Origin of the sequence: Niveispirillum irakense DSM 11586, from assembly GCF_000429645.1 — a bacterium.
Lineage (GTDB): Bacteria > Pseudomonadota > Alphaproteobacteria > Azospirillales > Azospirillaceae > Niveispirillum > Niveispirillum irakense.
Genome location: NZ_AUCG01000002.1, coordinates 126937 through 148525 on the forward strand (window position 1 = coordinate 126937; position 21589 = coordinate 148525).

Annotated in this window: 24 protein-coding genes and 1 tRNA gene; 12 read left to right on the forward strand and 13 right to left on the reverse strand. The window is 64.1% G+C overall.

Annotated features, from left to right (window positions below; all coding sequences use genetic code 11):
- Window positions 1-153: 153 nt before the first annotated feature.
- From G473_RS0101285 to aceA, 4 genes are all read right to left on the reverse strand, one after another.
- Window positions 154-909 (reverse strand): SDR family NAD(P)-dependent oxidoreductase, encoded by a 756-nt coding sequence (locus tag G473_RS0101285; protein WP_029011617.1) that lies wholly within the window; start codon window positions 907-909, stop codon window positions 154-156.
- Window positions 910-1007: 98 nt separating this feature from the next.
- Window positions 1008-1991, reverse strand: a complete 984-nt coding sequence (locus G473_RS30815; protein WP_084437559.1) for a GNAT family N-acetyltransferase — start codon at window positions 1989-1991, stop codon at window positions 1008-1010.
- An 8-nt stretch (window positions 1992-1999) separates the two neighbouring features.
- Window positions 2000-2572, reverse strand: coding sequence for a helix-turn-helix domain-containing protein (locus G473_RS0101295; protein ID WP_029011618.1), 573 nt, complete (start codon window positions 2570-2572; stop codon window positions 2000-2002).
- A 339-nt stretch (window positions 2573-2911) separates the two neighbouring features.
- Window positions 2912-4201, reverse strand: a complete 1290-nt coding sequence (gene aceA / locus G473_RS0101300; protein WP_035704900.1) for an isocitrate lyase — start codon at window positions 4199-4201, stop codon at window positions 2912-2914.
- Window positions 4202-4442: 241 nt separating this feature from the next.
- Between aceA and G473_RS0101305 the strand changes: the two genes are divergently transcribed.
- From G473_RS0101305 to G473_RS0101325, 5 genes are all read left to right on the forward strand, one after another.
- Window positions 4443-5888, forward strand: coding sequence for a helix-turn-helix domain-containing protein (locus G473_RS0101305; protein ID WP_029011620.1), 1446 nt, complete (start codon window positions 4443-4445; stop codon window positions 5886-5888).
- A gap of 80 nt (window positions 5889-5968) precedes the next feature.
- On the forward strand, window positions 5969-6202 hold the full coding sequence (locus tag G473_RS0101310) for an AbrB/MazE/SpoVT family DNA-binding domain-containing protein (protein WP_029011621.1): 234 nt from the start codon (window positions 5969-5971) through the stop codon (window positions 6200-6202).
- A 3-nt stretch (window positions 6203-6205) separates the two neighbouring features.
- Window positions 6206-6622 (forward strand): type II toxin-antitoxin system VapC family toxin, encoded by a 417-nt coding sequence (locus G473_RS0101315; RefSeq protein WP_029011622.1) that lies wholly within the window; start codon window positions 6206-6208, stop codon window positions 6620-6622.
- A 58-nt stretch (window positions 6623-6680) separates the two neighbouring features.
- The gene (gene argJ, locus G473_RS0101320) at window positions 6681-7925 is read left to right on the forward strand and encodes a bifunctional glutamate N-acetyltransferase/amino-acid acetyltransferase ArgJ (RefSeq protein ID WP_029011623.1); all 1245 of its coding nucleotides are present in this window, start codon (window positions 6681-6683) and stop codon (window positions 7923-7925) included.
- Between the two features lie 53 nt (window positions 7926-7978).
- Complete coding sequence (locus tag G473_RS0101325) at window positions 7979-8371, forward strand: (deoxy)nucleoside triphosphate pyrophosphohydrolase (protein ID WP_029011624.1); 393 nt, start codon at window positions 7979-7981, stop codon at window positions 8369-8371.
- Window positions 8372-8415: 44 nt separating this feature from the next.
- Here G473_RS0101325 and G473_RS0101330 read toward each other — a convergent pair whose 3' ends face one another.
- Entirely contained in the window at window positions 8416-9138 is a 723-nt protein-coding gene (locus tag G473_RS0101330; RefSeq protein WP_029011625.1) for a hypothetical protein, read from the reverse strand.
- A 117-nt stretch (window positions 9139-9255) separates the two neighbouring features.
- Window positions 9256-9924, reverse strand: coding sequence for a glutathione S-transferase family protein (locus G473_RS0101335; RefSeq protein WP_029011626.1), 669 nt, complete (start codon window positions 9922-9924; stop codon window positions 9256-9258).
- Window positions 9925-10106: 182 nt separating this feature from the next.
- Between G473_RS0101335 and G473_RS0101340 the strand changes: the two genes are divergently transcribed.
- The 5 genes from G473_RS0101340 (at window position 10107) to G473_RS0101360 (ending at window position 14829) form a co-directional block, all read left to right on the forward strand.
- Complete coding sequence (locus tag G473_RS0101340) at window positions 10107-10592, forward strand: GNAT family N-acetyltransferase (protein ID WP_245579963.1); 486 nt, start codon at window positions 10107-10109, stop codon at window positions 10590-10592.
- 132 nt (window positions 10593-10724) lie between these two features.
- Complete coding sequence (locus G473_RS0101345; protein WP_029011628.1) at window positions 10725-11747, forward strand: efflux RND transporter periplasmic adaptor subunit; 1023 nt, start codon at window positions 10725-10727, stop codon at window positions 11745-11747.
- Window positions 11748-11783: 36 nt separating this feature from the next.
- On the forward strand, window positions 11784-12473 hold the full coding sequence (locus G473_RS0101350; protein ID WP_029011629.1) for an ABC transporter ATP-binding protein: 690 nt from the start codon (window positions 11784-11786) through the stop codon (window positions 12471-12473).
- Window positions 12470-13627, forward strand: coding sequence for an ABC transporter permease (locus G473_RS0101355; RefSeq protein ID WP_029011630.1), 1158 nt, complete (start codon window positions 12470-12472; stop codon window positions 13625-13627). The genes G473_RS0101350 and G473_RS0101355 overlap by 4 nt, the downstream gene beginning before the upstream one ends.
- Before the next feature lie 14 nt (window positions 13628-13641).
- Entirely contained in the window at window positions 13642-14829 is a 1188-nt protein-coding gene (locus tag G473_RS0101360; protein ID WP_029011631.1) for an ABC transporter permease, read from the forward strand.
- A 43-nt stretch (window positions 14830-14872) separates the two neighbouring features.
- Here G473_RS0101360 and G473_RS0101365 read toward each other — a convergent pair whose 3' ends face one another.
- On the reverse strand, window positions 14873-15481 hold the full coding sequence (locus G473_RS0101365) for a demethoxyubiquinone hydroxylase family protein (protein WP_425411541.1): 609 nt from the start codon (window positions 15479-15481) through the stop codon (window positions 14873-14875).
- Entirely contained in the window at window positions 15478-15990 is a 513-nt protein-coding gene (locus G473_RS0101370; protein WP_029011633.1) for a disulfide bond formation protein B, read from the reverse strand. The genes G473_RS0101365 and G473_RS0101370 overlap by 4 nt, the downstream gene beginning before the upstream one ends.
- Window positions 15991-16210: 220 nt before the next feature.
- On the opposite strand from G473_RS0101370, the gene G473_RS0101375 reads away from it, so the two are divergent.
- Window positions 16211-16295, forward strand: a tRNA-Leu gene (locus tag G473_RS0101375).
- Between the two features lie 63 nt (window positions 16296-16358).
- Here G473_RS0101375 and G473_RS0101380 read toward each other — a convergent pair.
- From G473_RS0101380 to coxB, 3 genes are read right to left on the reverse strand one after another with little or no spacing between them, the layout of a single operon-like run.
- Complete coding sequence (locus tag G473_RS0101380) at window positions 16359-16712, reverse strand: hypothetical protein (RefSeq protein ID WP_029011634.1); 354 nt, start codon at window positions 16710-16712, stop codon at window positions 16359-16361.
- A complete protein-coding gene (gene ctaD, locus G473_RS0101385) occupies window positions 16709-19219 on the reverse strand; it encodes a cytochrome c oxidase subunit I (protein WP_029011635.1) in 2511 nt (836 codons plus the stop codon). The genes G473_RS0101380 and ctaD overlap by 4 nt, the downstream gene beginning before the upstream one ends.
- On the reverse strand, window positions 19216-19902 hold the full coding sequence (gene coxB / locus G473_RS0101390) for a cytochrome c oxidase subunit II (protein ID WP_035704903.1): 687 nt from the start codon (window positions 19900-19902) through the stop codon (window positions 19216-19218). The genes ctaD and coxB overlap by 4 nt, the downstream gene beginning before the upstream one ends.
- 81 nt (window positions 19903-19983) lie before the next feature.
- Here coxB and G473_RS0101395 point away from each other — a divergent pair, with 81 nt between their 5' ends.
- On the forward strand, window positions 19984-20481 hold the full coding sequence (locus tag G473_RS0101395; protein ID WP_029011637.1) for a DUF2231 domain-containing protein: 498 nt from the start codon (window positions 19984-19986) through the stop codon (window positions 20479-20481).
- Here the strand turns inward: G473_RS0101395 and G473_RS0101400 are convergent.
- Complete coding sequence (locus tag G473_RS0101400; protein WP_035704906.1) at window positions 20459-20965, reverse strand: CopD family protein; 507 nt, start codon at window positions 20963-20965, stop codon at window positions 20459-20461. The two genes, G473_RS0101395 and G473_RS0101400, sit on opposite strands and share 23 nt — an antisense overlap.
- Window positions 20966-21358: 393 nt before the next feature.
- Window positions 21359-21589, reverse strand: a 231-nt coding sequence (locus G473_RS30820; protein ID WP_210163200.1) for a hypothetical protein, incomplete at its 5' end; no start/stop codon positions are given.

Genomic DNA, 21589 nt, shown 5'->3' on the forward strand with positions numbered 1-21589 from the left:
AAGGGGGGCTAGAGTGTGTCCGGTTTAGTTGGAATCGGACATGGTCCTCACTACCGTCACCCCGGCCGCAGCATGGGTGACGGTGTAGGTTGATCCAACCTACACCTGACAAACTCTAAAGGCCCCGGCGGCGTGCCGTCCGGGGGCCTGCCTTCACAGCATGATGGCGCCGCCGCTGGGGCTGATGCATTGGCCGATCATGTGGCGGGCATCGTCGGATGCCAGGAAAAGATAGGCGGGGGTCACATCCTCCACCTCTCCCAGCCGCTGGCTGGGCAGGGACCGGCGCAGCGATTCCATCCCCGCCAGGGCGATATCGCTGCCGGCCTTGGGGTCCAGCGCGCCCGGTGCCACGCAATTGGCCGTCACATTGCGCGGGCCGATATCATGGACCAGGCTGCGGGTGAAGCCCAGCAGGGCACCGGCGGCGGCACCGTAAAGCGTGTAGCCCGGCGCGCCATGATAGGCCACATCCGACACGGTGGTGACGATGCGGCCGTAATTCTGCTGGAACATCAGTGGCAGCACCATGCGCGTGACCATGAAGGCAGAGCGTACATTGGCCGTCATCACCAGATCGAACTGTTCCGCCGTGGTGTCCGTTACCGGCACGGCGGGGCGCAGGCCGGCATTATTGACCAGGATATCCACCCGGCCCAGGCCGCTGACAGCCCCTTCCACCAGGGAATAGGCGCCGTTGGGGGTGTTGATCTCCCCCCGCAGGGCCAGCACGCGGCGGCCCAGCCGTTCCACCTCGCGTGCGGTTTCCGCCACGGCGGCGGCCTGGCCCTCATCCTCATATTGCAGCACCAGTTCCGCCCCTTCGCGGGCGAAGGCCAGGGCAACGGCACGGCCAACCGTATTGCCGGCCCCCGTGATCACGGCCACGCGATCCTGCAAACGTCCCATGGTGCCACTCCTTCCAGCCTGTAACCTGTGCGCGCATCCTGTGCGGGCGCGGGGATGGCGTCAACCATTTGGCGCACGCCATCCCCGACAGGCCTCTTTTATAGCGCCTTGCCAAAGCAAGCGGATTCCGCCCGGCCAACATAAGGGCCGTAATTGTCGATCACGCGATAGCCGTGGCGGCGGTAGAAGGCGATGGCGCGGTCATTGGCCCAGCGGGTTTCCAGCACCAGATGCCGGTAACCCAGGCTGCGGGCACGGGCTTCCAGCCAGCACAGCAGGGCCGCCCCGATGCCCAAAGTGCCAGGGACGGCATACATGCGCTTGATTTCCGCCGTTTCCGCCACGCCATCCAGGGGCCGGACAGCGCCACAGCCCACGGCGGCCCCGTTCTGCCAGGCCAGGGCGAAGGTGCTGCGATCGGCCACCTGTTCCCACCCGGCCAGCCCGCGCCGGCCATCGCTGCCGAACCGGGCCAGCAGGTTGGCGGACAGGGCATCCAGCAGGGGAGTTGCATCGGGTGCCGCCGGGTCAGCATCCGTGATCTCCAGCCCCATCAGTGGCTCCGGCAGGATGCGGTACATGATGCTGGTCGCGGCGATATGGTCGCTATCCGGGTCACGGGCATAAAGCGGGATCCGCCCCAGCAACTGGAATCCCAGCGCGGCATAAAGCGGTTCCACCGTGCCTTCCCGCGTGTCCAGCACCAGCAGCCTTTTGCCTTCATCGCGGGCAATCTCGATGATCCGTTGCATCAGGGCGCGGGCGATGCCCTGGTGCCGCGCATCGGGATGCACCATCAGCTTCACGATCTCGCCCCGGTGCCGGCCATTGGCGGGTTGATCCAGCACAACCTGTACCGTGCCGATAGCGCGGCCACCCTGCATCGCCACCAGCAGCCGGCGCTTTCCGGCCTGGATGGCGGGGAACAGCCCCTGCCAGAAGGCACTGGCGTCCGCTTCCCCGAAGGGCTGGATGAAACCGATGGAGGCGCCACCATCGACACAGGCCCGCACCATGCGGACAAGATCGGGCAGCAGCGCCGGCAGGTCAGGGCCGGCGGGTTCAACAAGATCATAAATCATGATACCCCTCAGGGACGGGTGATGGCGATCAGGTAGCGGGCGGGGCCGGGCCCCGGATTGGTTAAACGGGAAGCGCCGAACAGGCGGAAGCGCAGCACATCGCCAGGGCGCAGATGGTGGGGCGTGCCGTGCAGGCGATATTCCATCTCCCCTTCCAGCATCAGGATATGCTGTTCCAGCCCGGCCACGGGCGGCGCGTCATAGGCGATACTGGCGCCCGCGGGCAGCGTCCCCTCAATCAGTTCCGTGTCCAGCCCCGCAGCGGGCGGGGACAGGCCCCGGCGGCGGAACCCGGTTTCCGGGTCCACCCAGAGCGGTTGCTGATCCGGGTGCAGCAGGCTGACGGGATTGCTTTCCACCTCTGCCAGCAAGCGCGACATGGTGCGGTTATAGGCGGTGCAGAGCCGGCCCAGCAGGCTGGCGGTGGGGCTGGTTTCCCCCCGTTCCAACCGGGACAGGGTGGCTTTGCTGATACCGCTGCGGTCGGCCAATTCATCCAGCGACCAGCCCTGCTCCTGACGCAGTTGCGCCAGCCGGGCCGCCAGACGATCATCCAGGGAAAGGGTGTGTGTTTGTTCCATAAATGAGAAATTGTTCCAGTTATGGAATTTGGTCAAGCGACTTCGGAGGGCGCTTAACAGAAAAAGCCGGCCCCCCTGTCGCACGGGGGCCGGCTTTCACTGATACGCGGGAGTCTGGGAGAGCAGAGAAAGGGGCCTTTACGTCCGGCTGAACAGGATCGGCGATCCATCGCGCCGTCTGATCTCCGTGCCCATCCCCCTCCCCATCCAGCGTGAGAGGAACAGGCACGATGCCTAACCCAAGGCCCTTGGCGGGGACGGGGATGCAGCCCCCCGCCCCAATGGGCACCCGCCTTCTTCAGGAAAGACGGGTGCCGATTCAAAGGCTTCCCAACCGGATCAGTGGAACTGGTCGGTTTCGGTCGAGTCCTTCATGGCGGTGGTGGAAGAGGTACCGCCAGAGATGGCCACGGCCACGGCGTCGAAGTAACCGGTGCCGACCTCGCGCTGGTGCTTCACCGCCGTGAAGCCCTGTTCGACGGCAGCGAATTCACGCTGCTGCATCTCCGAATAGGCCGCCATGCCGCGTTCCTTATAGCCCTTGGCCAGTTCGAAGGTGGCGAGGTTGAGGCTGTGGAAGCCGGCCAGCGTGACGAACTGGTACTTGTAGCCCATGGCGCCCAGCTCGGCCTGATACTTGGCGATGGTGGCATCGTCCAGGTTGGCCTTCCAGTTGAAGGAGGGCGAACAATTATAGGCCAGCATCTTGCCGGGGAACTTCTTGTGCACGGCCTCGGCGAAGCGGCGGGCATCGTCCAGGTTCGGCTTGCTGGTTTCCCACCACATCAGGTCGGAATAGGGGGCATATTCCAGGGCACGGGCGATGCAGTAATCCACACCCACCCCCTTCTTGATGCGGAAGAAGCCTTCCGGCGTGCGGTCATTGCGGTCGATGAAGGGATGGTCGCGCTCATCCACATCCGACGTGATCAACTGCGCGCTTTCCGCATCGGTGCGGGCCACCACCAGGGTGCTGGTGCCGCAGACATCGGCGGCCAGACGGCCGGCATTCAGGGTGCGGATGAATTGCTGGATCGGGATCAGCACCTTGCCGCCCAGATGGCCGCACTTCTTCTCCGATGCCAACTGATCTTCGAAGTGAACGGCGGCGGCACCGGCCTCGATCATGCCCTTCATCAGTTCAAAGGCGTTCAGCGGGCCGCCGAAACCGGCTTCGGCATCGGCGATGATCGGCGCGAACCAGTAGGTGTCGCCCTTGCCTTCCGCCGTCTGGATCTGGTCGGCGCGCTGGAAGGCATTATTGATGCGCTTCACCACGGCGGGCACGGAATTGGCGGGATAGAGCGACTGGTCCGGGTACATCTGCCCGGCCAGATTGGCATCGGCCGCAACCTGCCAGCCGGACAGGTAAATCGCTTCCAGGCCGGCCTTGACGTGCTGCAAAGCCTGGTTGCCGGTGAAGGCGCCCAGCGTATGGACATAGGGGCGGGTGTGCAGCAATTCCCACAGGCGGCGGGCGCCCATCTCGGCCAGCGTATATTCGATCTTCACCGACCCGGCCAACCGCCGCACATCTTCCGCCGTATAGTCACGCTTGATGCCGTCATAGCGCTTGGCGTGGATGCTGTTCAGATCGACGGGGGTAGAGCCGTTATCCAGCGGGGCCATGGTGTCACTCCTCAAGATCGAAGCCTTGTGTCCGGCTTCCGTTTCGCGGGCGCTGCACTTGTTTCGCTTGTGCGGTGCAACGTTCATGAGGGAAGAATGGCGTTGCGAAATAAAATGTTCAATATGATGCTTTTCGTAAAATAGTGTTGCTGTCACAGCTTGTAATGACGATTGCTGTGATGTTGTAAATTTTGTAAATTGACAAGGTGAAGCAGGACTTCGGCGTTTAAGGGGCAGGCCCATGTCTGAAAAGAAGGCGATGCTGGGCCACAAGGTCCGCCGGCTGCGCCGTGACCTGAAGATGACGCAGGCGCAAATGGCGGAGGAGATTGGCGTCTCCCCCAGCTATCTGAACCTGATTGAGGCAAACCAGCGCCCGCTGACCGTGCCGCTGCTGCTGAAAATCGCGTCGGTCTATGGCATCGACATGGCCAGCTTTGCCGAGGATGACGAGACCCGGCTGGTCGCCTCCCTGCGCGAAGTCTTCGCCGATCCGCTGTTTGAAGCCGGTGACATCAAGACCCAGGACATGAAGGAATTTGCGGCCGTCGCCCCCACACTGGGGCACGCCGTGGTGGCGCTCTACCGCGCCTATCGGGAGGCGCGGGAGGATCTGGGCGGGCTGGCGGAAAAGGTGGCCGACCGGGACAAGCTGCAGGTGATGGGGGCGCAGGCCTTCCCGCAGGAAGAAGTGTCGGAGTTTTTCCAGGCCGAACAGAACCATTTCCCCGAGCTGGAGGAAGCGGCGGAGGAAATGTGGATCAGCGCGGATCTGGACAGCGGCAATTTACAGGGCAGCCTGTCGGCGTACCTTGAAAAGCGCCACGGCGTGCGGGTGCGGCTGATGCCGCAGCCGGTGATGGGCGGGGCCGTCTGCCGCTATGACCGGCATTCCAAGCGGGTGCTGATCTCCGAAATGCTGGACCCGGCCGGACGGGTTTTCCATCTGGCCTCACAGGCCGCCCTGCTGGGCCAAGGGGCAGCATTGGATGCCGCCATCGGACGTGGCGCTTTCGGGCATGAAGAGTCGCGCCGTTTAGCCCGGGTCAGTCTGGCAAATTATTTCGCCTCCGCAATGATGATGCCCTATGGACGGTTCCTGACGGCGGCGCGCGAGGTTCGTTACGATATCGAAATCCTGCAACGGCGTTTTGTGGCGTCTTATGAGCAGGTGTGCCAGCGCCTGACCTCCCTGCAACGGCCCGGTGCCAAGGGGGTGCCGTTCTTCTTTGCCCGCACCGATCAGGCGGGCAACATGTCAAAGCGGTTCAGTGCGGCGCCCGGCTTCCATTTCGCCCGGTTCGGCGGGGCCTGCCCGCGCTGGAACATCCATGATGGGTTCCGCCAGCCGGGGCAGATTCAAACCCAGATCGCCCGCATGCCCGATGGCAGTGCCTATCTCTCCATCGTGCGCAGTGTGTCCAAGCCCGGCGGCGGCTGGAAACAGCCGGCCCGGCATTTCGCCATCGCCATCGGCTGCGACATCGCCCATGCCGGCCAGCTTGTCTATGCCGATGGCTTGGACCTGTCCAACCTGGACGCGGCCACCCCGGTGGGGGTGAATTGCCGCGTCTGCCCCAGGTTGGACTGCACCCAACGCGCCTTCCCGCCCTTGTCCCACCGGCTGGCGGTGGATGAACATATTCGGGGCGTTTCCAGCTATGTCAGCGTGGGGGCAGGGGTTTAGTCTGGTTCTGTCGGGCTGGTCACACCGGCTCTAAGGTGCTATGTATTACTAATTAGTCATCAGGTATTACCGGGGCGATCATGGCCACCACCGTGACATCAAAGGGGCAGGTCACGATCCCCAAGCCCGTGCGGGACCGGTTGGGGATTCAGCCGGGCACTGCCGTTGATTTTGAATTGGCCCCAGATGGCCGTGTCGTTCTGGTCAAGCTGGATGGCCCTGTTCAACCCAGCCGTTTCGAGGTGCTCCGGGGGCGGGCCGGAAAGGGCCCCAGCACAGCAGAGATCATGGCATTGACCCGTGGCGAGGGGTAAGGCGTGACTTTGGTCGATACCAACATCCTGTTGGATATCGTCACCGACGATCCGACCTGGGCGGACTGGTCGATCCAGCAATTAGATATCGCGGCCACAAAGGGGCCGCTGATTATTAATGGCGTTGTCTATGCTGAACTCTCGGTCCGCTTCGAAAGGATTGAGGATCTGGATGCGGTATTGGCTGAGGCAGGCATTGGTTTGGCGGAGATACCGCCCGCAGCCCTGTTTCTGGCAGGAAAGGTATTTCAGCGTTACCGCCGCGCGGGGGGTAGCCGGAGGGGTGTGCTTCCCGATTTTTTCATCGGCGCTCATGCCGCAATTACCGGGCTCCCTCTCCTGACCCGAGATATTGCACGCTACCGTACCTACTTCCCGACCGTACAGCTAATAGCCCCCCGTCACACAAGCCACACTTGACCATCCGGCCCCACATCGGCTTGATGCGCGGACTGTCTCAACCGCCCAGCCCGCGAGTATCGCCATGGCCGTGTCTCCGCTTGCCCCCGCTTCCTTCCCGTCGCTGCCGCCCATCGCCGGCCTGCGTCTGGCCGGGCACCGTGCCGGCATCCGATACAAGACGCCGCGCAATGATGTGATGGTGGCGGTGCTGGATGAAGGGTCCAGCGTTGCCGCCGTGCTGACCCGCTCGCTGACGGCCAGCGCCCCGGTGCATCGCTGCCGCGACCATCTGAAGGGTGGGGTTGTACGGGCGCTGGTGGTGAATGCCGGCAATTCCAACGCCTTTACCGGCAAGGCTGGCGAGGCGTTCGTGGATGCCACGCTGGACGCCGCCGCCAGCCTTGCCGGCTGCAAGACCAGCGAAATTTTCCCGGCGTCGACCGGCGTCATCGGCCAGCCCATGCCCGCCGACCTGATCGCAAAATCACTGCCGGAAGCCTTCACCAAGCTGGTGCCTGCGGAAGGGGAAGCCTGGGAAGTGGCGGCGCGGGCCATCATGACCACGGATACGTTCCCCAAGGGCGCGTCGGCCACGGCCACCATTGATGGTGTCACCGTCACCGTGGCCGGCTTTGCCAAGGGCAGCGGCATGATCGCCCCAGACATGGCGACGATGCTGGCCTATGTCTTCACCGACGCCAATATCGCCCATGCGCCGCTGCAGGCGGCACTGTCGGCCACCACGGACCGCAGCTTCAATTCCATTACCGTGGATGGCGACACCTCCACCTCTGACACGCTGGTTTTGTGCGCCACCCGCAAGGCGGCGCATGGGGCGATTGAAAGCGTTGACGATCCGCGCTTTGCCGCCTTCCAGGCTGCATTGGATGCCGTCTGCCTGGATCTGGCCCAGCAGATCATCCGCGATGGCGAGGGGGCAACCAAGTTCGTCGAACTCCGCGTCAAGGGTGCCGACAGCGATGCCGCCGCCAAGCGCATTGCCATGACGGTGGCCAATTCCCCGCTGGTGAAGACCGCCGTGGCCGGGGAAGATGCCAATTGGGGCCGCATCGTTGCCGCCGTGGGCCGTTCGGGTGAACGGGCCGACCGCGACCTGCTGGTGATCTCCGTCGGCGGTGTGCAGATCTGCGCCAGCGGGATGGAAGTACCGGGCTATGATGAAGCGCCGGTGGCCGCCCATATGAAGGGCAAGGAAATCCTGATCGAGGTGGATATCGGCCTCGGCTCCGGCAGCGCCACGGTGTGGACCTGCGACCTGACCCACGGCTATATCGACATTAATGGCAGCTACCGGTCGTGAGCCAGAACGACACGCCCTGTTGGCAGGAGCCGCCGGCCCACCGCCCCAGCCGCATTGTGCTGGTGGCGGCGGTGGCCCTGGTGGATGCGGATGGCCGGGTGCTGCTGGCCCAGCGCCCGCCGGGCAAATCCATGGCGGGTCTATGGGAATTTCCTGGCGGCAAGGTTGATGCGGGGGAAACACCCGAAGCGGCCCTGGTGCGGGAATTGCGGGAGGAACTGGGGATTGAGACGGCGGAAAGCTGTCTCTTCCCCATCGCCTTTGCCAGCCATTCCTACCCGGATTTCCACCTGCTGATGCCGGTCTTCGCGGCGCGGGTCTGGAAGGGTACGCCCACCCCGCTGGAAGGCCAGCAACTGGCCTGGGTAAAGCCGGCCCGCATGGGGGATTACCCCATGCCGCCGGCGGATATCCCGCTGGTGCCGCTGCTGCGGGATTTGCTGTAACAGGGGCGATGGGTGGGGGTGTGCAAACCCCCACCCTTTTACCGTCAGGGTGCGGCGAAGGCCGACAGGGTGACGCGGGCGCCCATGGTCAGCTTGTCCTGCACCCCTTCCATCATATCGGCCTGCGGGGCGGCGGCGGCCATCATTTCCATATTGCCGCTGCGCTTCACCATCATCGGCCGCGGCGTGCTGGTCTCAAAGAAATCAATGGCGCCCACGCGGTAATTCCGCTCCGGGAAGGCGGCTTTCAGGCGCTTCAGCTCGGCATTCACCTGGCTATAGATGCGCTCCCGCAGGGCGCTGCGCGTGACCTCGGTTTCCGCCAGGGTCGGCTCGAATGCGATGTTGCCCACGCGCACCTGCAGGCCCGGCCGGCTGGCCTTCTTGGCCCGGTCAGCCAGGGCGGAAAGCTGGGATTCCGGCAGCCTTGCTTCCAGGGCGGCCTGCCAGCGTTCCAGCCCGGCACTGTCGGACTGGCTGTCCATGCGCACGATGCGCCATTGCGCCTTATCGGCAATGCCGGAAACGGCTTTCAGGATATCGGCGCGCAGGGTGCCGGAATTTTCCCCGCCATTACTGGCCGCATCCACCACCAGCGTGACCAGCGCCGTTTCCGTCTTCACCCATTCCTCTACGGACAGGTTCAGGCTGACACTGTCGGAAACGGGCTGGGGGCTGACGGCCTGGGCCAGGGCCGGTGCGCTCTGGATGGCGACCGGGGCGGCCAGCGCGGCGGCCAGGGCGAGGAAAGCAAGCGGGCGAGCCATAATCATTTCTCCGTCGGCATCAGGTGGCGGGGTTCGGCCCCGCCCATGTGCCGATTAAACGGGCAGGCTGTGGCCGAAATGAGACGCGCACGCGACAAGAGAAAGGGGAAATAAGGGTCAGAAATCCAGATCGGCGTAATGGGAAGGCGGCGGCAGGCCCGGCATATGGTCAGACAGAAGCGGGCGGAAACTGGGGCGGCTCTTCACGCGGGCATAATAGTTCTTGGCCTCGGGATGATCATCCCACGGCACGTCGCCCATATAATCCAGCGTGGAAAGCTGGGCGGCGGCGGCAATATCGGCCATGGAGAAATGGTCGCCTGCCAGCCAGTTCCGCCGCTCCGTCAGCCAGCCGATATAATCGAGATGGTAATGGATATTGGCGTGCCCGGCGCGGATGGACTGGGCGTGCGGTGTGCCTTGGCCGGAGAAGCGCTTGAACAGCTTTTCCCCCGCCAGCAGGTCGGTGACCTCGCGGCTGAATTTGGTGTCGAACCAGGAAACCAGCCGTCGCACCTCGGCCCGCTGCGCCACTTCCCGCCCCAGCAGGGTGGTGGTGGGATAGGCATCCTCCAGATATTCACAGATCGCGGCATGGTCGGCGATGACGGAACCATCATCTTCCACCAGCACCGGCACTTCGCCTGCGGGGTTGAGCATCAGAAAGGCTTCCCGCCGTTCCCAGGGCTTTTCCAGCTCCAGCGCGAATTCCAGCTTTTTTTCCGCCAGCGCCAGGCGCACCTTGCGCGCAAACGGGGCGATGGGGTGGTGAAAAACTGTCCGCATCCGCTCGCTCTCAATACTTGGTCCGGCATCACGCCGCCATTGCCCGTCGGCCCGGCGCGCTGCACTGCCGCAACCCAAAAGCTGTGCCACAGCGTGGCCCTAAAAGACAAGCGGGACGGCACCCCCTATCCAATAGCGCCATCCCGTTCCATCATGGCAACAAGGCGTCAAGATAAGGGGGAATGCCGATGAAGCAGGAAATGGTGGAACAGATGGTGCTGCCGGTGACGGTGCGGGCGCTGGAGGGGGCAGATCATGAAGGCTGGCTGCCGCTATGGCAGGCCTATTGCGCCTTCTACAAGGTGACGGTGCCAGAAGCGGTGACGCATACGCTCTGGTCCCGCATTCTGGACCCGCAGTCGCCGGTCAAGGGGCTGGTCGCTGTGTCGGCGGGGCGCCCGGTCGGGCTTTGCCATTATGTCCTGCATCCGCACACCTGGTCGGACCGGACGCTATGCTATCTGGAGGATCTGTTCACTGATGCCACCTGCCGGGGGCAGGGCGTGGGCTACGCCCTGATCGGTCATCTGCGTGATCTGGCGCAGGCGCAAGGGTGGCACCGTGTTTATTGGCATACGGAAACGAGTAATCATACCGCGCGCCGACTTTATGATCATGTTGCCGGCGGGGCTGATCCTTTTGTGCGCTACACGCTGGACCTTGCTTGACAGCGGATAATGGCACCCCAAGTCTTGGGCGATTTGTATCACCATGACCTGGCCTTCCAGCCGGGCGCCGGCAGTCATCACCGGCATATCGCCGCCCGTCCGGGCGCATCTCAACAGAAGCTGGATGTTGGAATGAACGATAAACGGGAATTGCTGCGCTCGTTGCAGATCGACCGGAGTACGGCGGGGGGCCCGCCTCCCAAGGGGCGTACCCTGCTGCTGGTGGGTGTGGCCCTGGTGGCGCTGGGTATCGGCACCGTTGCCGGCTGGACCCTGGCGGGTGGTGGAGAAAAGCCGCCCGCCCGGACGAGTGCCACCACCCCGGTAGCCAGTGGCACGGCGAGCCCGGCCCCCAACGCGGCACCGGCAGTGCCGCCACGGCCCAGCGGACTGGTGGCGTCGGGCTATATCGTGGCGCGGCGCACGGCGACCGTGTCGGCGGAAATCACCGGCCGGGTCCAGGATGTGCTGGTGGATGAAGGCATGGTGGTGACCCAGGGGCAGGAACTGGCCCGGCTGGATGCGACGCTGGCCGGTATCGACCTGGAACTGGCAAAGGCCCGGGTGGGGGCCGCCAGCGCCCAGATCGATGCCTTGACCGCCGACCTGCGCGATGCGGAACGTATCCTCCAGCGCACCTCTTCCCTGGTTAAATCCTCCACGGCATCGGAGGCGGAATTCACCCGTGCCCAGGCGCGGGCGGAAACGCTGCGCGCCCAGATCAAGGGTGCCCGCGCTGATCTGGAAGTGGCCCGCATCAGCGTGGACCGCGAGGCGGAGATGGTGGATCGCCATATTGTCCGCGCGCCCTTCAACGGGGTGGTGATCGACAAGAATGCCCAGCCGGGGGAAATCATCTCCCCCATGTCATCGGGCGGCTTCACCCGTACGGGTGTCTGTACCCTGGTGGATATGGACAGCCTGGAGGTGGAGGTGGATGTGAACGAGGCCAATATCGGCCGCGTCACTGCCGGCCAGAAGGTGGAAGCCGTGCTGGACGCCTATCCGGACTGGAAGATTGACGCCGCCGTCATCGCCGTGGTGCCCACGGCCAACCGCGACAAGGCGACGATCCGTGTGCGCATCGGGTTGAAGGTACGTGATGCCAGGGTGCTGCCCGACATGGGGGCCAAGGTCACCTTTATCGAGAGTTGATCCCGGCGCACCAGCCGGCAGGGGGGAGAGGCAAGCATGAGCGACTTGATCACGATCACGGATGCGGCCAAACGCTTCGTGAAGGGCCGTGAGACGATCAGCATCTTCGATAAGCTGAACCTCACCATCGAGGCCGGCGATTTCATCGCCATCATGGGGCCCAGCGGGTCAGGCAAGACCACTTTGCTGAACCTGCTGGGCGGGATCGACCGGCCAACCGACGGGGCCATCAGTTTTGATGGCGCCCGCGTGGACAAGCTGACGGAAAGCCAGCTTTCCGCCTGGCGGGCGGCCAATATCGGCTTCATCTTCCAGTTCTACAATCTGATGCCGATGCTGAACGCGGCGCGGAATGTGGAACTGCCGCTGCTGCTGACCGGGCTTTCCGCGAAGGAGCGGGCGCGGCGGGTACAGGCGGCGCTGAAAATTGTCGGGCTGGATCAGCGCGCCAGCCATCTGCCGCGGGAAATGTCGGGCGGGCAGCAGCAGCGTGTCGCCATTGCCCGCGCCATCGTCGCCGATCCCAAGATGCTGCTCTGCGATGAGCCGACGGGCGATCTGGACCGCAAGACGGCGGATGAGATCCTGGGCATGCTCCAGCTTCTGAACCGGGAAATGGGCAAGACGATCATCATGGTCACCCATGATGCCGAGGCGGCCCGCTATGCCAACCGGGTGCTGCATCTGGACAAGGGCCGCTTCGTGGAACAGGGGGCGATGGCATGACCGACTTCTCCCTGGTTCTGGCGAACCTGTTCAGCCACAAGCTGCGCACCGCCTTGATGATGGTGGCGATCCTGATCGCCTTCCTGATCTTCGGCTTTCTGGCCGGCATCCAGAATGGGCTGGACAATGTCGGCGGCAAGGCCGCCGAAAGCCGGCTGGTGACGGTGAACAAGATCAATTTCACCCAGCCCATGCCCGTGGCCTATGTCAACCGCATACGCGCGGTGGCGGGGGTGGACAATGTTTCCTTCGCCAACTGGTTCGGCGGCTATTATCAGGATCCGCGCCAGGTCATCGTGACCTTTGCGGTTGATGCGGAAACCTATCTGCAGATCTACCGCGACGATATTGCCATGGCGCCAGATCAGCGGGCCGCTTTCCTGTCCACAAGGATCGGCATGGTGGCAGGCCGCAAGATCGCGGAGCGCCATGGCTGGAAGGTGGGGGACCGTATCCCCCTCAGCTCCAACATCTATACCAACAAGAATACCGGTACCCAGACCTGGGATTTCACCCTTGTCGGGATCATGGATCCGGCCAGCGAGGAAGCGAACCCGGACTTCATCCTGTTTCATAAGGAATATTTCAACGAATCGGTGACATTCGGTCGTGATACGGCCGGTTGGATCGTGATCGAGACGGCGGACCCGGCGCAGAATGGCGCGGTGGCTGACCAGATTGACGCCATGTTCGCCAACTCCCCGGCCGAGACATCCACCGATACGGAAAAGGCCTTCGGTCAGGCCTTCCTCGCACAGTTGGGCAATATCACCCTGATCATCACCTGGGTGGTGGGGGCCGCCTTCTTCACCATCCTGATGATCGTCGGCAACACCATGGCCATGGCGGTGCGGGAACGGACGAAGGAGATTGGCGTGATGAAGACGCTGGGCTTCCCCGATGGCCGCATCTTCCGGCTGGTGCTGGGCGAATCGCTGCTGCTGTCCCTGCTGGGCGGGCTGCCGGGCCTGGGACTGGCGGCCCTGGGCCTGTCCGCGATCCGAGAGGGGATTGGTATGCCGGGTCTGGCGCTCGCCCCGTTCTGGGCCGGGGTCGCTGTGCTGATCATGCTGGCGCTGGGCTTCCTGACCGGGATCATTCCGGCCTGGAATGCGCTGCGCCTGAACATCGTCACCGCGCTTGGCCGGCAATAGGAAAGGGTGGACCCATGCGCCTGCTCAACCAGATCATCGCCGTTTCCACCATCAACCTGAAAAGCCTGCCCCAGCGTTTCCTGCCATCGCTGTCCACCATTGTGGCGGTGGCCCTGGTGGTGGGGGTGCTGCTGGCTTTCATGGCCATGGCCGCCGGGTTCCAGCGCACCTTGCAGGGCACCGGCTCCCCCGATATCGCGATCCTGATGCGCGATGGCTCCCAGCAGGAGGTGAACTCCGTCATCACGCTGGATCAGGTCCGGCTGGTGGGGGAGGCACCCGGCATCGTCCGTAAGCCGGATGGCAGTCCGCTGATTTCGGCGGAGCTTTATGTGATCGTCGATGGCGTCAAACGCTCCACGGGCACCAAAGCCAACCTGCCTTTGCGCGGGATTGGCGCTGATGGCCCCGCCCTGCGCCCGGGCATGACCCTGGTTGCCGGCCGGATGTTTGCGCCCGGCAGCAACGAGATCATCGTGGGTCAGGCCCTGAGCAAGGAATTTGCCGGTTTCGATCTCGGCCAGCAGGTGCGGTTCGGCACCACGGTCTGGACCATTGTCGGCACCTTCGCCATGGAAGGGTCGGTTTTCGAATCGGAAATCTGGGGCGATGTGCGGGTGGTGCAGAGCCTGTTCCAGCGCGGCAGCAGCTTCCAGACCATCCGCGTCCGGATGCAGGACCAAGGCGCACTGGATCAGATCAAGGCGTTCAGCGAGGGGGATCCGCGCCTGAAACTGGCCGTGACATCTGAACAGGATTTCTTCGCCGGCCAGTCATCGGGCACGGTGAAGCTGATCCAATATGCCGGCTGGCCGCTGGCCATTGCGATGGCGCTGGGCGCTTTGGCCGGCGCGCTGAACACGATGTATAGCTCGGTCGCTGCCCGCTCGCGGGAGATTGCCACCTTGCGCTGTATCGGTTTCGGCGGCACTTCGGCTTTTATCGGCACGCTGCTGGAAAGTCTGGTGCTGGCCGTGATCGGCGGGCTGATCGGGGCGCTGGCGGTCTGGCTGCTGTTTGATGGCGCCAGCACCTCCACGCTGGGCCAGGGCTTTACCCAGATCGTCTTCTCCATCGCGCTGACGCCGGCCCTGGTGGCCCAGGCTATGGTGCTGGCGCTGGGCGTGGGGCTGATCGGCGGCATCTTCCCCGCCTGGCGGGCGGCCCGCTTGCCGATCGCCGCGGCTTACGCCCAGGGTTGACGGGGTGCTGACAGGGCGATGAAGGGGGCGGGGCCCGCCCCCTTCACACCCGTTCCGATAACCAGATCGCGGTCTTCGATCCGGCTTTGATCAGGTTGGACAGGACCGGGTAGCCGGCGGCCAGCTCGGCCTCATTCTCCAGCCCGATATCGCGATGTTCCAGTTCCTCGGCGCGGAACTGTTCAATGGTGGCTTTCAGCGGCGCTTCATCGGGGCCAAGCTCGTCCGCTTGCGCGGCATAATGGCCGTCGATCACGGTTTCCACCGCCACGGTGCAGGCCATGGCTGCCCGTTCGCCCAGCAGCGCCGTGCCGGCCCCCAGCAGCCAGCCGGCCACATGCCAGAAGGGCTGCAGCACGGTCGGGCGCACGCCGCGTTCACGAATCAACCGCTCAAACGTTTCGCGGTGGACCACTTCCTGTTCGGCCATGTGGCGCACCATGTCGCCCTTGGCGCCGTTGCCCAGCACGGCCAACTGGCCCTGATAGATGCGCACGGCGCCATACTCCCCGGCATGGTCCACCCGGATCATCCGTTCCAGCGTTGGCTTGCGGTCACCGGGCAGGTGGCGTGGCCGGCGGCTGGCGGCATCGCTGGCCGCTGCCTGCAGGGGGCGTGGGGAAAGATGGGAGGGGGAAGCGTCACGCATCATTCATCTTCCTGACGGGTGGCGGCGGCAAAGCCGAACAGGGCCAGGGCGAAGCTGACCATGGCATTGAAGCCGGCAATGGAGATACCGAACAGCGACCAGGGGATCTCATCACAGCGGGTGACGGGGGCGGCCAGGATGGCGGCGCGCAGATCATCCAGCCCACCGGTGGCCTTCACCGGACTGGTGCAGGCGGTGAAACCCTGCCACCAATGTTGCTCCACGCCGGTATGGAACAGGGCGACCGCCCCGCCAATGGCCAGGGCCAGGCTTGCCATCACCAGCACCAGCCGTCGGGCACGGGCGGGATTGTTGCGCACCAGTCCCGGCAGCAGCAGGGCGATGGCGGCGAAATAGGCCCAACGCTGCCACCAGCACATTTCGCACGGGGCCAGCCCGCCCAGATATTGGGAACCAAAGGCAGCGGTCAGCGCCGTGCCGCTGGCCGCCAGCAGCAGCAGCATCGGTATCTGCCGGTGCGACAGCAGGCTGGCAGCAAGGGAAGGCGGCATGGGGCGTGTTTCCGATCTGGTCATGGAAGCCATATAAGCGTGCCGGGCGCCCGCCGTGAAGGGCCGGTTTTGATAGCAGATGGTCGCAAGAAGGCGGGATCGCCAGCCGGGCGCTTGCGCGAACCAGGAAATGCAGGATGTGGAAATAGCCTCTTCCGCTTTGTCTTTTGTTGCGCTAGAAGGGGTCCCCATCGCGGATGCCGCGATGATTGGTCAGTGTGCGGGTGTGGTGGAACTGGTAGACGCGCCGGACTCAAAATCCGGTTCCGAAAGGAGTGTCGGTTCGATTCCGACCACCCGCACCACCTTACAAGTTTAACAGGCAGGCCTGAAGCGCCAAACCGCCTGTTGCCCTATTGGCGGGTGCCCTATTGGCAGGGCGAAAGCCAGAACAGCCAGACAAATGTGAACAGGGTGGACGCAATGGCCGCCCATGCGCTGAACAGCGCCACCCGGTTCAAAAACCGCACCGGTCCCGCCATCGGCACCACCTGCCGGCGCAGGTATCGGACCAGCGCCAGCATCGCCCCCAGATGCAGCAGGAACAGCAGGGCCAGCACCAGCCGCAGCAGGTTGGCCGGCCCCATCTCCACCAGATGCCAGCCGGCCTTGCACCCCGTCGCCTGGGTGCCATACAGCAGCACGAAGGCCAGCGCCCACAGGGCGAATCCGGCGACAATCATCAACAGATGCCGTGTCGGATGGGGGACTGGCCGGTTCATGCCATACCTCCCAGCGATGCCAGCCAGGGCAGGGCATGGATGAAAGTCAGGCCCAGCAGCCCGGCACCGGCCGTATAACATTGCCATTGCAGGCCCAGGCGAAGATCCAGATTGCGCCGGGCGGAAACATGCCCCGTGGCGATCCGCCACCGCCCATAAAGCGCAAAGACCAGCCCCATCAGGCAATGCAGCGTCACATAGCACAGGATGATGAAGCAGATCGCCGCCAGCGCATGGCCGGTGCGGTCTGGCGCCCATTGTGCCAGCAGCATCGCCAGTGCCACCAGCGCCAGCCCCTGCGCCCCCGCCACCAGCCAGAGCCAGCGCCCAGCTTTGCCACTCTCAATCCCTGTGACGGCTTGCGCCCCGGCCAGGGGGGCGATCACCAGCCCCAGCAGCGCGATTCCCACCGCCGCCATCATCGGCTGTGGTGTGCCGGGCGGCGGCCATCCCGGTGCCGATACCCAGAGGAACAGCCCGCCGAACAGCAGCGATCCATAGAGTGTGGCATTGGCCGTGAGTGTCAGCGCCATGGCCATAGGGGAGGGGGCGGCCTCGCATTCCCCATGCGGCGGCAGGTCAATTCCCCGCCCGACCGGCAGCAGGCCCTTGTCTTCCCGCAATCCCGTCTGCCGGGCCCAGCCCATGAACAGCGCCAGCACCAGCAGCAGGGCCAGTGGCGTGAACCAATAGAGCTTGGCCAGCATCAGCACGAAGAACAGCCCCGTGGCCAAAGCCGTCCACAGCGGCAGATAGGTCTGGCGCGGCAGAAGGATAAGCTGCTGCGGTCGCCCGGTCAGCATCTCCACCCCCAGCGTTTCCATCCAGCCATGCCGGGTGAAGCCCAGATAACCCCGCCCGGCAGCCAGTTCTCCACCCAGCCTGTCAGCATCCAGCCGGTCTGCCCGTTCCGTCACCGCCGGCAGGGAGGCGAAGGCATAAGAAGGGGCCGGCGTTGCCATCGCCCATTCCAGCGTTCCCGCCCGCCAGGGATTGCGGCGGAATATCCGGCCAAACCGGGCCAGCAGGAAAAAGTCGATCAGATACAGCGCCACCCCCATGGTCATAATGAAGGCGGCCCCGGAGGAGATCAGGTTCAGCGTCTCCAGCCCCCATTCCGGCAGCACGCTATGCACCCGGCGCGGCATGCCGCGCAGCCCCGTCAGGTGCATGGGCAGGAAGGAGAGGTTGAAACCGATGAAAAACAGCCAGAAGGCCGGCTTTGCCAGCGGGAACACCGCCATCCGTCCCGTCAGATGCGGCAGCCAGTAATAGGTCGCCGCCAGCATGGGGAAGAGGAAACCGCCCACCAGCACATAATGCAGGTGGGCGACGACGAAATGCGTGTCATGGGCCTGCTGGTCGAATGGCACCATGGCCAGCATCACCCCCGTCAGCCCGCCAATGACGAAGGTGAAAAAGAAGCCGAAAATATGCAGCATGGGGATGGAGAAGCGTGGCCTCCCGTGGGAAAGCGTTGCCAGCCAGGCGAAGAACTGTACCGCCGTCGGCACTGCGACCAGGGCGCTGGCGGCAGAAAAAAAGCCCAGCGCCAGATGCGGTATGCCCACCGTGAACATGTGGTGCACCCACAGGCCGAAGGACAGGAACGCCATGGCGATAACGGCGATCACCACGGCGCGATATCCCGCCAGGGGCCGCCCGGCGAAGACCGGCAGGATGGTGGAGACGGCACCCGCCGCCGGCAGGAAGATGATATAGACCTCCGGATGGCCGAACAGCCAGAACAGGTGCTGCCACAGCAGCGGATCGCCGCCGCGCGTGGGATCGAAGAAGGGCAGGTCGAAGGCGCGTTCCAGTTCCAGCAGGATCGAGCCCAGGATCAGCGGCGGGAAGCCCAGCAGCATCATCCCCGCCACCACCAGCATGTACCAGGCAAAGATCGGCATCCGTTCCAGTGACATACCGGGTGCGCGCAGCTTCAGGATGGAAACCACGATCTCCACCGCTGCCGACAGGGCCGAAATCTCGACAAACGTAATGCCCAGCAGCCAGAAATCGGCATTGATGCCGGGTGAATAGGGGCGGGAGGAGAGCGGCGTATACATGAACCAGCCGCCATCCGGCGCCACCCCCGCCAGCATCGCCACCACCAGCATCGACCCGCCGAACAGATAGCACCAGTAGCCATAGGCGGACAGGCGCGGGAAGGCCATGTCCCGCGCGCCCAGCAGCTTGGGCAGCAGGTAGATCGCGAACCCCTCGAACATCGGGATCGCGAACAGGAACATCATGATCGTCCCATGCATGGTGAAGACCTGGGCATAGAGGTCGGCATCCATGAAAGGGCTTTGGGCGGAGGCAAGCTGGCTGCGGATCAGCATGGCCAGCACCCCGCCGATCAGGAAAAAGACCAGTGCAGTGATCATGAAGCGGCGGCCGATCACGGTATGGTTCACCGCTGCCAGCCGCTCCAGGCCTTTGCCATTGCCCCAGATGGCGTCCAGTTGCTTATGCAGCCGGATGGGGGAGAGTGTGTCGCTCATTGTGCCTCTTCTCCCGCCAGGGCGGCGCGCAGCCTTTGTTCGTAGAGGGCAGGGGGGTGGGCCTCCACCGTGAAGCCCATGTCGCGATGTCCCGTGCCGCAATATTCGGCGCACAGTCCGGCATAAAGGCCGGGCCGGTCGGCGCGCAGCCGGATCGTGGGGCTGTGGCCAGGGGTGGCGTCGATCTTGCCGCCCAGGCGGGGCACCCAGAAACTATGGATCACATCATCACTGCGGGTGGTCACATCCACCGCCCGCCCGGCGGGGATATGCAGGACGTTCAGGGTTGTACCGGCCGCCCCCGCTCCCAGTTCCGGATAATGGAATTCCCAGGCAAATTGCCGGGCCACCGCCTCCACCCGCACTACTCCGCCATTGGGTCCGCCATCGGGATGCGGCAACAGCCTTTCCCCCTGGATCAGGGCATAGATCAGCAAGGCGGTCAGGATCGGCAGCGGCATGCCCAGCCCCCCGGCCAGGATCCAGCCGCGCCGCGACAGGCCCGATCCCGCGCCGGGCCGCAGCATTACCAGCCCGAACAGGGCCATCATCAGGATGAACAGGGCGACAGCCCCGATCAGCATCACCCACCAGAGCCGGGCGATGGCGTCGGCGGCGGGACCGGCGGGGTCCAGGGTGGAAACCGGTCCGCCGCAGCCGGCCAGCGCCAGCGTGGATGCCATGATGAGGAGGCCAGGGAACCTGTGGGCGCTTTTTGCCCTTAACCAGGGGATCATCCAGCCGGTGAAGGGAACCCGATCGCCATGAAACAGACCCGCGCCCGTCGCGACCATGCCGCTGACCTGCTGGAAAAGGATGTCAGTTCCGCCGTTGCCATCGCGGGCCACCCTCTGCACGCAATGAGCGTGCATTTTCCCATCGCCCTGGTCATCGCCACCCTGGGCGCGGATATTCTCTATTGGTGGTCGGCGGATCCGTTCTGGGTGCGGGCGGGGATCTGGTCCTCCGGTGTGGCGTTCTGGAGCGGGGTTGCCGCCGGGATTGTCGGTACGGCGGAACTGTTGCTGGTGCCCGGCATCCGCAACCGTGTTGCCAGTTGGGCCCATGCCGTGGCGGCCATGACCCTGCTTTCCGTGGCGGGGGCCAATTGGGGTTTGCGGCTGGTGGACCCGGCGTCCATTCTTCCCCATGGGCTGATCCTGTCGCTTCTGGCGTCGTTCCTGACGGGGCTGGCTGGCTGGCATGGCGGCAAGCTGATCTTCCATCACGGCGTCGGGCTCATGGTGTCGTCCAAGGATTGAGATCGGAAAGCAGACCGCGCAGCGCGCCCGGCTCTGCCATCGCGCGGGGCAGCAGGGCGGCCGGGTCGATATCGGGCTTGGCCAGGACCAGGAACAGGATGGCCAGCACGGCCATCAGGATGGTGCCGCCCACCAGCGGATAGGTCGGCCTGGGCAGGGGGGCATCTTCCTTGAACAGGCGGATGATGATCAGGCCGGATGCGATATGCATCAGGACCAGCAGGGCGACGAAAGCCAGTTTCAAAGAGAACCAGGCAACAAAAGTCTCCCGCAGGAAGATCAGCGCCGTGCCGCTGCCCACCGCGATGAAGGCGGCGGGCGAGAGCAGCATGACATAGGAAAAGCGCACCACGCCCTGCAGGCGGAACAACTCATCCCCGGCGGGCACGGCAAAGCGCCGCGCATAAAGCAGCGGCAGGGCCAGCAGCCCTCCGGCCCAGATGGCGATGGCCGCGATATGGATGAATTTCAGCAAGGCGATCATTGCCGGTCCGGGAATTTTGGGGGCGGGGACGGAAAAGGGACATGAGGGTTAACATCCCCACCCGCCCGCCGTTCCCGACGGGGCCTAGGAAAGGCCCGTTGCCGGCCCCATATGGGATGGCAACAAATTCTTCATTTTTCCGTGAGAAAGTTGTTGCACCGTCATTCTGGTGCGCCTATACAGCGCCTCCCACGACGGCGGTGCTTGTTGGTTTTGCAGTTGTCGGGATTGGTGGTTCTGGGGTTTCTCAGTATTGCCATGGTTCTTTGAAGGGTTTTGCTCTTCGGACAAGTGGATTTAACTATTGCCCCTGTTGGGTTGCTGGTTTCTGGATTTGGGTCTGGGTGCTGGTGATTAGGCGGGATGGTTGGCCGGGTTTTGGTTTGCTTGGGTTTAGCGGTTTGGTTGCTGCTGAATAAAAAAGCGAACGGATGAAAAAAACTGGTTGACTGGTTGGTTGGGGTTGGCTAGAAAGCGCTCCACCGACGCGGCGGCGACAAGCTGCCGGGCGATGGTTTCGCAGTCTCTGAGTTTGGCGGTTATGCGCTGGATGGGGATTGCAACGGCGAGATCCTCCTGCTTTTGTGGGTGCCGGTTTCGGTCTTCTGATGGAGATCGGGGCGA